8 protein-coding genes are annotated in these 9,717 nt (G+C 65.1%); 4 read left to right on the top strand and 4 right to left on the bottom strand.

What is annotated here, in order from left to right; all coding sequences use genetic code 11:
• Positions 1 to 141, top strand: a 141-nt coding sequence (locus AC07PE_RS23570) for a choice-of-anchor Q domain-containing protein (RefSeq protein WP_498769092.1), incomplete at its 5' end; no start/stop codon positions are given.
• Between the two features lie 57 nt (positions 142 to 198).
• Here the strand turns inward: AC07PE_RS23570 and AC07PE_RS23565 are convergent.
• On the bottom strand, positions 199 to 882 hold the full coding sequence (locus AC07PE_RS23565) for an SOS response-associated peptidase (protein WP_498769088.1): 684 nt from the start codon (positions 880 to 882) through the stop codon (positions 199 to 201).
• A gap of 345 nt (positions 883 to 1,227) precedes the next feature.
• Between AC07PE_RS23565 and AC07PE_RS23560 the strand changes: the two genes are divergently transcribed.
• Complete coding sequence (locus AC07PE_RS23560; RefSeq protein WP_498769086.1) at positions 1,228 to 1,422, top strand: hypothetical protein; 195 nt, start codon at positions 1,228 to 1,230, stop codon at positions 1,420 to 1,422.
• Between the two features lie 3 nt (positions 1,423 to 1,425).
• Here AC07PE_RS23560 and AC07PE_RS23555 read toward each other — a convergent pair whose 3' ends face one another.
• Positions 1,426 to 2,022: a hypothetical protein gene (locus AC07PE_RS23555; protein ID WP_498769084.1), complete on the bottom strand. Its 597-nt coding sequence runs from the start codon at positions 2,020 to 2,022 to the stop codon at positions 1,426 to 1,428.
• 442 nt (positions 2,023 to 2,464) lie between these two features.
• Here AC07PE_RS23555 and AC07PE_RS23550 point away from each other — a divergent pair, with 442 nt between their 5' ends.
• Complete coding sequence (locus tag AC07PE_RS23550) at positions 2,465 to 4,018, top strand: hypothetical protein (RefSeq protein ID WP_498769082.1); 1,554 nt, start codon at positions 2,465 to 2,467, stop codon at positions 4,016 to 4,018.
• A gap of 52 nt (positions 4,019 to 4,070) precedes the next feature.
• Here AC07PE_RS23550 and AC07PE_RS23545 read toward each other — a convergent pair whose 3' ends face one another.
• Together AC07PE_RS23545 and AC07PE_RS23540 are read right to left on the bottom strand one after the other, a co-directional pair.
• Positions 4,071 to 5,516 carry an NAD-dependent succinate-semialdehyde dehydrogenase gene (locus AC07PE_RS23545; RefSeq protein WP_498769080.1) on the bottom strand — a complete coding sequence of 482 codons (1,446 nt, stop codon included), beginning with the start codon at positions 5,514 to 5,516 and terminating at the stop codon, positions 4,071 to 4,073.
• A gap of 83 nt (positions 5,517 to 5,599) precedes the next feature.
• The gene (locus tag AC07PE_RS23540) at positions 5,600 to 6,067 is read right to left on the bottom strand and encodes an Lrp/AsnC family transcriptional regulator (RefSeq protein WP_498769078.1); all 468 of its coding nucleotides are present in this window, start codon (positions 6,065 to 6,067) and stop codon (positions 5,600 to 5,602) included.
• Between the two features lie 117 nt (positions 6,068 to 6,184).
• Between AC07PE_RS23540 and AC07PE_RS23535 the strand changes: the two genes are divergently transcribed.
• Positions 6,185 to 9,715 (top strand): indolepyruvate ferredoxin oxidoreductase family protein, encoded by a 3,531-nt coding sequence (locus AC07PE_RS23535; protein ID WP_498769076.1) that lies wholly within the window; start codon positions 6,185 to 6,187, stop codon positions 9,713 to 9,715.
• Positions 9,716 to 9,717 lie beyond the last annotated feature (2 nt).

Genomic DNA, 9,717 nt, shown 5'->3' with positions numbered 1-9,717 from the left:
GCCGCGACGCCGGACTTCCACCTGACCACCAGCTCGCCGGCAATCGGCCGCGGCACCGCGACCAACGCCTACGCCACCGACCTGGACGGTAAGCCGCGTAATGCCACCACCGGTTTCGACATCGGCGCCTACCAGCACTAAGCACTAATCGGTAGAAGCACCGCAGGAGCCCGCATGCCGCAAGGTGTGCGGGCTTTTTTATTCTTCGTCCTCGTCGGCGATGGGCCGGGCGATCTGCGGCCCGTCGGCGCTGGCGTTGTTGACCTTGGTGCTGACCTTGTACCAGTCGAAGTCGTCGGGAGGCACTGCCGCATGGCGCGCAAGCTCGAGTGCCTGCTGCGGACTCAGGGAAGGGGACATCCACAATTCGGCATCTTCCTGGCTGAGGACGACCGGACGGCGGTCGTGGATGTCGAGCATGCCGCCGTGGGCATCGTCGGTGACCAGCACGAAGCCGGATTCGGCGCGGTTTTCCTCGAAGGGCCCGAAGTTGGCCAGCGCCAACAGGAAGAGGGGAGCGTGGTCCTTGCGGTGGATGTGCCAGGGCTGCTTGTGGCCTTTTTCGCCGGTCCATTCGTACCAGCCCTCGGCGGGCACGATGCCGCGCCCGTTCTTGAGCAGGCGCGACCAGTAGCTGCCGCTCAGCTTTTCGAGGCGGGCATTGATGGCGATCGGGATCTTGCCCTCGGCCCAGCGGGGCCGGTAGCTCCAGAACACGTCGTCGACGCGGTGCTCGCCGTCCTGCATATGCAGCACGGGCCGATAGGTGCCGGGCGCGGCGTTGGTCGTCGGCGCGGATTCGCTGTCGAAGACCGCGTCGGCCCAGCCGAAGGCATTGGCGTAATGGCGCGCGGTCTGGCTTTGGTCAAATCGTCCACACATGGCCCGATCCTACCGCAGTCGCGGCAAACCGGTCGTCCGTTAGCCGGGCAGTATCGCCATGCGCAGGGTTGCAAAGTGGATGTGAGACCAGGCTGACGTCACGACGGGGATTTGCTTACCCATTCCGGGCCTTGTGAGGGCCGAAGACGTCCCAATTTCCTGTCATGTTTCGTCAAGTAGTCTCTCTGCTTCTTTGTGTGTCTCCACCTCAGTGATCGGCTGAGTATTTGCCGCTGTTCGCCTACGCGACAGCGGCATTTTTTACGAGCTTCCGCTCGTGCATTTGCAGCCGGGCCGATGCAGGCGTAAGCTGTGCTCACAACATTCGTATAAATGGAGACAATCATGAAGCTACGTTTTGCCCATGTGCATCTACCGGCGCGTTTCCATGGTCCCCTGCGTTTCGGCAGCCGCTGGCGCGGCCACGAGCTTGGGCTGCGCATCTGTCAGATCGTCGCGTTTGCCCTGCTGGCGGTGGTGGGTGGGCAGCTGATCGCCCAGCTGATCAGGTTTGTCGTGCGGACCTTCGCCGCTACCTGAGCCCTACAGGCGGATCGTAATCTCGATCTTTTCGGAGGCTATGCCAAGGGACTCGGCGAGCTTGCGCTTGGCTTCCGCGATCGCATCGATCAGATTCGCGCCTTTTATTTCGCCGGCATCCGCCGTTGCGAAGGCGGCAGCTTTTTCCTGCACCTGCAGCGGCGCGGGGCTGCCCATGAGCTGCTGCCAGTCCAGTTCGTCCGGATTCAGGTCCAGGCGGCGAAACACTTCGGACGTCTCCAGGTAAGCCACCGGAAAGCGCTGGCTGTTAGCGAGTAGTTGCCATGCGCCGGGAATGTGAACCATCGCATAGGTCTCGAATTCAATCGTGATCCTTGCCGCATGCGCCGACGGTTTCGTGCTCTTGATGCGCGCGATCAGGAAAGCGACGCCATGCTCGAAATCCATCGCGGCCCACTGCTCGCGGCGGTTGCGGACGCAGACGAGGTACTGCGCCGCCTCCACGCGGATCGGGCTGGCGGTCCAGTGGCCGCATCCGCCTTCCTCGCGCATCCGCCGCAAATCCTTGCCTGTGTAGACGATTACACTTTCCATGAGCATTCCGGTAATGATTGACTCGACATTACTGGTTTGCATCATTGGCAGGTTTGATGGTGCTCACCTTGCTCGCGTATGCGGCGCCCGTTCTATCGGCAGGTATCTGGCGCCTATATGCTTGCTCCTATTTGATAAGGGTCACGAGTCAACTTTTCACCAGCAACTTCAGACGAACTCAGCCGTCCAAACCAGCGTAAGGAAAGCCACACGAAGGCGTTCCGAGCGAAGCGGCCCGAAAGCCGCCCATAACTTTTGGACAAATGAGGACAATCATGGAAATGCTTCGATTAGTTACCGAATTCCTTACGATATTGGAAGACAAGCCTTACGCAGCCATCGTCTTGATTGCACTGGCAGCCGTCATCAGGCAATGGCCGCCCAAGGCCTGAGCGTCGCGCCGCCGGCCAGGGCGGAACCTCTGCATTGCCATTCAGGTCCAAGCTGGGAATGGCGAAATCGAGCACGCGAAGCAGCGGAGACGCCCATGTCCAGAGTGATTGTCATACTCGCCTTCCTGGCCTGCTGGCTGACCGGCTGCGCGCCTTTTCCTCCCAACCGGCAGGCAAATGCCGAGCCTGCGCCAGGCTGCGCAGCGGTCTTCGAAAGCGCCAGGTCCGCGCAAGCGGCGCAGACGGCAGGCTCGGACAGCGACCGTGCAGAAAACGATCCACGCCTCGATTACAGCACGCCATGCTGGCAGGCTGCGCACGAGTACACGCCCGCTTACGATCTGTATTTCGTCGAATTCGACGATCATGGCTGGCTTTCCAGTCCCGCCAGCGAATCGCTGCGGATCAAGTGGGTCATGCAGCGGCTGAATGCGCTATCCGAACAGGGTGGCGGCACGCCCTTGAATCTGATCGTCTACACCCATGGCTGGCATCACACGGCAGCGCCGGACGACAGGAACGTGAATGCTTTCCGTAACCTGCTGGCGCGTGCTGCGCGGCTCGAACAACGCATGAGCGCGCGGCCCGAGAACGGCGCCGCCAGGCGCCAGCGCAAGGTCGTGGGCGTGTACATCGGGTGGCGCGGCGACTCGGTGCTGGGCCCGGGCATCAAGCATTCCTCGATATGGGACCGCAAGCTCGCGGCCGAGGAGGTGGCGCAGGAACTGTTCGCGCGCCTGCATAACTTCTACCTGGCCCACGCCTGCCACTTTTCGGAAGCGAGCGACGCCAGGATTGCGGGAAAATCGGCTGCCGTCCCGGAACCGCGGCAGTGCAACGATGTGCACATGCTGACGATCGGCCACAGCTTCGGCGCCTTGATCACCTATCGCGCGCTGGCGGGCCGGCTGATCGCCAATATTGCGGAGTCCCAGGCACCCGGCGACCGGGCCGATGTGCCGCCTTACGCGCACAGTTTCGGCGACCTGGTCGTCCTGATCAATCCAGCCTTCGAGGGCGTCCATTTCGAGGCGCTCGCGAGAGCTGCCGCCGAGCGCGCATATCGATCGGACGCGCCGGGACAAGGACGTCACGGAGCGCAGCTTCCCATCATGATCGTGCTGCAATCGGAAGGCGATTGGGCCACGCGGCGCTTCTTTCCCGCCTTCCGAACGTTCACGACGATCTTCAGCCCTTCGCGGGGGACGGCGCAGTCGGACGCCAGCCGCAACAGCGTCGGCTGGACCGACCGCTACGTAACACATAGGCTGGACCTCGAGACCGCTGCAGACGCCAACTGCAATCTCGAATGCCGGCTCGAACACGAACACGCCTGGAGCAAGGCGCAACAGCAGATACGCTACAAGGGCTTCGGCGAACCGAAGCTGTCCTTGACCAACGGACAGGTGCTGAAACGATGCGCCGTCAACGACAAGGGCAGGCTGGTATGCGGCGACGAGCTTGGTGCCAGCTTCGTCCGCGACCCGCTGGGCCTGGAGCGGCCACCATTCATGCCGGTCTGGGTGGTCAGGACGGACCCGCGCATCATCAAGGATCACACTGATTTCCTGAACCCGAATCTGATCGTGTTCATTCGCCAGATGTATTACACGGTGCTGGCGGAGTCGCTCGCCGAGCCGCGCGACTGAAAGAAGCTGACGCGGCGGCGCCGGCAAGCTGCCGAACGCCACCGGCAGCTACTTACACCCCGACCATCGAAACGGCCTTGGTATTAAGGTAGGCTTCCAGCGCCTCCGGGCCGCCTTCGGAACCGTAGCCGGAATCCTTGATGCCGCCGAAAGGCAGCTCGGCGCTCGGGGTAGCCGGCTGGTTAATCCACAGCATGCCGACTTCCACGCGGTTCATCAGCAGCTGGGCGTTCTTGATCGAGCGGGTGAAGGCATAGCCGGCCAGGCCGAAGGGCAGGCGGTTCGCTTCAAGGATCGCATCTTCCAGGCTGTCGAAACCGCGCACCGCGGCCACCGGGCCGAAGGGCTCGTCGTTGAACACGCTGGCTTCCAGCGGGACGTCGGCCAGGATGGTCGGGGCGAAGAAGTTGCCTGCCTCGCCCACGCGCTTGCCGCCGGTCGCCAGCACCGCGCCCTTGGCCTGCGCATCTTCGACCACCTTCGCCATCGCCGTCACGCGGCGCGCGTTGGCCAGGGGGCCCAGCGTGATCCCTTCCTGCAGGCCGTCGCCCAGCTTCAGGCCTTCGGCATGCGCCACCAGCGCGCGCGTGAATTCTTCCTTGATCGCGTTGTGGACCAGGAAGCGGGTCGGCGAGATGCAGACCTGGCCGGCATTGCGGAACTTGGCCGCACCGGCCGCCTTCACCGCGAGCATCACGTCCGCGTCTTCGGCGATGATCACCGGCGCATGGCCGCCCAGTTCCATGGTCGCCCGCTTCATGTGGGCGCCGGCCAGTGCGGCGAGCTGCTTGCCGACCGGGGTCGAGCCGGTGAAGGTGACCTTGCGGATGACCGGGTGCGGGATCAGGTAGCCGGAGATTTCGGCCGGGTCGCCGAACACCAGGCCGACCACGCCGGCCGGCACACCGGCATCGACGAAGCACTGGAACAGGGCCGCAGGCGAAGCGGGCGTCTCTTCCGGCGCCTTGCACAGGAAGGAGCAGCCGGTGGCCAGGGCGGCGGCCAGCTTGCGGACGACCTGGTTGATCGGGAAGTTCCAGGGCGTGAAGGCGGCGACCGGGCCGACCGGCTCCTTCAGCACCAGTTGCTGGGCTGCCGGATTGCGCGCGGGGACGATGCGGCCATACACGCGCATGCCCTCGGCCGCGAACCAGTCGATGATCTCGGCGCCGGCCATCGCTTCCATCTTCGCTTCCGCCAGCGGCTTGCCCTGTTCCTGGGTCAGCAGGCGGGCGATGTCGGCGGCGCGTTCGCGCAGCAGGCTGGCGGCGCGGCGCATCGTGGCGGCACGTTCGGCGGCGGGGACGGCACGCCAGGTCTCGAAGCCCTTTTGGGCGGCGGCCAGGGCGCGGTCAAGGTCGGCGATGCCGGCGTGGGCGACCGTGCCGATGGCCTGGCCGGTGGCCGGATTGACAACCGGGATGGTCTTGCCGCTGGCGGCGTCGCTCCATTCATTGGCGATCAGGAGACGGGTGTCGGGATAGCTGGATGTCGTCATGTGAGTCGGTTCCTGTGTTGACGTGAACTGGAAATTGGGTACTGAGACCGCCATGATCGCATTGTCTGGCATTCCTTGCATGGCTACAGCGGCAAGGCGGTCTCGTACTTCACCTCCCGCAGCGCCACGCTGGTATTCACCTGCGACACCCCGTTCAGCTTCACCAGCACGTTGTGCAGGAAGTCGTGGTAGGCATCCATGTCGGCCACCACCACCTTCACCAGGTAATCGGAGGTGCCGGTGGTTTCGTAGCACTCGACCACTTCCGGCCGCAGCCGCATCGCCTGCTCGAACTGTTCGACCACGCCCTCCGCGTGCCGCAGCAGCGAGACGTGCAGCAGGCACACCACCGACAGCCCCAGCTTGCGGCGGTCGAGCAGGGCGGTGTAGCGCAGGATGTAGCCGTTGTCTTCCAGCTCCTTCTGGCGCCGCCAGCAGGGGCTGGCCGACATCCCGATCTTTTCCGCCAGCTCGTTGGAGGAGATCCTGCCGTCCTTCTGCAGCTCGGCGAGAATTTTCATGGATGCTGCATCAATCGAATGATTTTTCATCTTTTTGGCCAGAAGTAGACAAGTTCTTGCAATTCTAGCGTCGCAGATTGCAAAGATAGAAAAAATCTTTCGCGCCCGCGAGCCTATCCTGTCTCATCATTTACCTACTATAAAAACATGAACGACATGACGCTCCCCGCGCCGGTCGGGCTGGCAGACCCCGACTACGCACTCGACGACAACCTGACCCGTACCCAGGGCCGGGTGTTCCTGACCGGCACCCAGGCCCTGGTGCGCCTGCTGTGCATGCAGAAGCAGCTGGACGAAGCGAACGGGCTGGACACGGCCGGCTTCGTCAGCGGCTACCGCGGCTCGCCGCTGGGCGCCGTCGACCAGGAACTGTGGCGCGCCAAAAAGCTGCTGGCCGAGCGGCGGATCGAATTCCTCCCCGCGATCAACGAGGAGCTGGGCGCGACCGCCGTGATGGGATCGCAGCAGGTGGAAGCCAATCCCACCCGCAAGGTCGACGGCGTGTTCGCCATGTGGTACGGCAAAGGGCCGGGCGTGGACCGCGCCGGCGACGCCCTCAAGCACGGCCACGTGTACGGCTCATCGCCGCACGGCGGCGTGCTGGCCATTCTCGGCGACGACCACGGCTGCGTGTCCTCGTCGATGCCGCACCAGAGCGAGCAGGCGCTGATCGCCTGGGGCATGCCGGTGATTAATCCGGCCAACATCCAGGAGTACCTGGAATTCGGCCTGTACGGCTGGGCGCTGTCGCGTTATTCCGGCGCATGGTGCGGCTTCAAGGCGATCTCGGAAACGGTGGAAGGCGGCGCGGTGGTCGAGCTGCCGCCCATGCCCACTTTCGCCACGCCGACCGACTACACGCCGCCGCCGGACGGCCTGCACAACCGCTGGCCGGACCTGCCTGGCCTGGCGCTCGAGCAGCGCGTGGCCGCCAAGCTGGAGGCGGTGCAGGCCTTTGCGCGCGCGAACTCGATCGACCGCCTGGTGGTGCCGGCGCCGGACGCCCGCATCGGCATCATCGGCGCCGGCAAGGCTTACCTGGACCTGATCGAAGCGCTGGAGCGCATGCAGCTGCCGCTGGCGCGCCTGGCCGAACTCGGCGTGCGCCTGTACAAGCCGGGCCTGAGCTATCCGCTGGAACGCACGCGCTTGTCCGCCTTTGCGCAAGGGCTGGACGAGATCCTGGTGGTCGAGGAAAAGGGGCCGGTGATCGAGCAGCAGGTCAAGAACCTGTTCTACAACCTGCCGGCCGAACAGCGGCCCACGGTCGTCGGCAAGCTTGATCGCGATGGCGCGCCGCTGCTGTCCGCGCTGGGCGAGCTGCGGCCCTCACGCATTGCGCCGGTAATCGTGCGCTGGCTGGGGACGAAGTATCCGGCATTGGACCTTAACCGCTTCCTTCCCGATTTCTGCGCCGCCGAGCTGCCCTTCGACCCGGCAAATGGCGTGCGCCGCACACCATACTTCTGCTCCGGCTGCCCGCACAATACCTCGACCCGCGTGCCCGAAGGCAGCCGCGCGCTGGCCGGCATCGGCTGCCACTTCATGGCCACCTGGATGCAGCGCGACACCTATTATTTGTCGCAGATGGGCGGCGAAGGCATCAGCTGGGCCGGCACCGCGCCTTTCGTGGGCGAGAAGCACATCTTCCAGAACCTGGGCGACGGCACCTACTATCATTCCGGCTCGCTGGCGATCCGCCAGAGCGTGGCCGCCGGCACCAACATCACCTATAAAATCCTGTACAACGACGCGGTCGCGATGACCGGCGGCCAGCCGGTGGACGGCACCTTGTCCGTGCCGCAGATCCTGCAGCAGGCGATCAGCGAAGGCGTGAAGAAGGCAGTCGTCGTCACCGACTACCCGGACAACTACGAAGGCGTGGTCCTGCCGGAAGGCGTCACCGTGCACCACCGCAGCGAACTCGATGTCATCCAGCGCCAGCTGCGCGAAATCCCCGGCACCACGGTGCTGGTGTATGACCAGACCTGCGCCGCCGAGAAGCGCCGCCGCCGCAAGAAGAACAAGCCGGACCACATCGTGTTCCCCGATCCGGCGCGCCGCATGGTGATCAATCCGGCCGTGTGCGAAGGCTGCGGCGATTGCGGCGTGCAGTCGAACTGCCTGTCCATCCTGCCGCTGGAAACGGAGCTGGGCCGCAAGCGCCAGATCGAGCAATCGTCCTGCAACAAGGACTACTCCTGCGTCGAAGGCTTCTGCCCGAGCTTCGTCTCGGTCCTGGGCGGCACGCTGCGCAAGCCGGCCGGCGTGAAAATGTCGCTGGCCGACCTGGAGCGCGCGCTGGAAAGCTATCCGGTCCCGCCCCAGCCGGCGCTGGCGAAACCCTTCGAGATCCTGGTGGCGGGCGTCGGCGGTACCGGCGTCGTCACGGTGGGCGCGCTGATCACGATGGCGGCGCACCTGGAAGGCAAGGGCGCGTCCACGCTGGACTTCATGGGCTTCGCGCAGAAGGGCGGCGCGGTGCTGTCCCATGTGCGGGTGGCGTCTTCGCCCGAACGCTTGCACCAGGTCCGCATCGACCTGCGCCAGGCCGACGCCGTCTTTGCCTGCGACCTGGTCGTGGCCGCGATGCCGGACGGCCTGGCCGTCATCTGCCATTCTCACACCAGAGTGGTCGCCAACGAATACGAGATCCCGACCGCGGACTTTACCCGCGACCGCGATGCCCAGGTCGACCGCGAAGGCCTGCTCGGCAAGCTGGCCGCCGCGGCGGGCGAGGCGAACCTGCTGCGCCTGAACGCGCAGGCCACTGCCGCACGCTTCCTCGGCGACCCGATCGGCAGCAATATCCTGCTGATGGGCTATGCCTGGCAGCAGGGTCTGGTGCCGGTCGGCCTGGTCGCACTCATGCGTGCGATCGAGCTGAATGGCGTGGCGGTCGACATGAACAAGCGCGCCTTCACGCTGGGCCGCCTGCTCGCCGCCGACCAGGCGAAGCTCGATGGCATGGCGCAGCCGGCGCAGGTGATCCAGTTCGCCGCGCCGAAGTCGCTGGAGGAGATGGTGGCCTTCCGCGTCGACTGGCTGACGCGCTACCAGAATGCCGCCTATGCGCAGCAGTACGCGCAAGCGGTGGCAGCGGTCGAACAGCGCGAGATCGCGCTCGAAGGCAGCGGCTCGCGCAAGCAGGTGGCCAAGGCGGTCACGCGCAACCTGTTCAAAGTCATGGCCTACAAGGACGAATACGAAGTGGCGCGCCTGCATGCCGACCCGGCCTTCCGCGCGCAAATTGCCGCCCAGTTCGACGGCGACTACAAGCTGGGCTTCCACCTGGCGCCGCCGCTTCTGGCGCGCAAGAAGCCCGGTTCAGAGGTGCCTGCCAAGATGGTGCTGGGCGGCTGGATGATGCCGGTGTTCGGCGTGCTGGCCCGCTTCAAGGGCCTGCGCGGCACGGCCTTCGACCCCTTCGGCTACACGCGCGAGCGCAGGCAGGAGCGTGCGCTGCGCGACCGCTACCTGGCCTTCGCACGCGGCCTGGCGAGCGGCCTGCGCGCGGACAACAAGGAAGCGGCGCTGAAGCTGGCGCAGCTGCCGGAGCAGGTGCGCGGCTATGGCCACATCAAGCAGGCGGCCATGGACAAGTTCGACGGGCAGTGGGCAGAGCTGAGCGCGCGCTACCGCGATGACGTGGTGGTGGAGCTGAAGCGCCGGGCCTGAGT

This window comes from Telluria sp. GW821-FHT07G12 (assembly GCF_059418525.1).
This window is presented reverse-complemented; position numbering and strand designations above follow the sequence as displayed.